The sequence below is a fragment of the Telluria sp. AZSoR62 genome (assembly GCF_058111565.1).
Window position 1 is genome coordinate 1 of the sequence record NZ_JBYTST010000054.1, and the last position, 543, is coordinate 543.

The following is a 543-nucleotide window of genomic DNA, read 5'->3' on the forward strand; positions in this document are numbered from 1 at the left end:
GCTCGATTTCTCGACGGCGCACACCGGCGCCGTGTTCTTCGCTCCCGCACCGCGCACGCTGAGCGAACTCGTGGAGGCGGTGCAAGCGTAATGCAGGGGCCACAAGGCCCCTGCAAGGTTTGAGAGCCCTATGCTCCGTCTAGAACTACTGCGCTATCCACCAGCCGACGAACGCTTTGCCGCACATCCTCGGGGATGGGGTAAGGGGCAATGGCCTCGGGCATATCCGCATGGTGCTGGTAGTCGCCCATGATGACCCGGATGATCGCCGGCACGTTGGTCGGCGTGACCGCATCAATGGCCGCGCGGTCCCCCAGGTCAGGGTGCGGCTGGGTCAGCATGCGGTACAGATCCCACGAATCCGCGTGCAGGCACTGGTTCATGAGCACCTGGGCCAGCTTGTGCTTGAGCGGCACCAGTTGCCAATCGGGAACACGCTGCCCCCGATTACCCAAACTGATGGACAGCAACTTGCCCGCTTTCAGTTCGCGGTTGATCTGGTCCTTGGACTTTCCAGCCAGCTTGCCGAACAGCGGGACCGGC

1 pseudogene is annotated in these 543 nt (G+C 63.2%); it reads right to left on the reverse strand.

Annotation, left to right across the window (positions count from 1 at the left end):
* Positions 1 to 128 precede the first annotated feature (128 nt).
* A pseudogene (locus AC3XQU_RS22815) lies at positions 129 to 543 on the reverse strand (tyrosine-type recombinase/integrase); the annotation flags it as partial.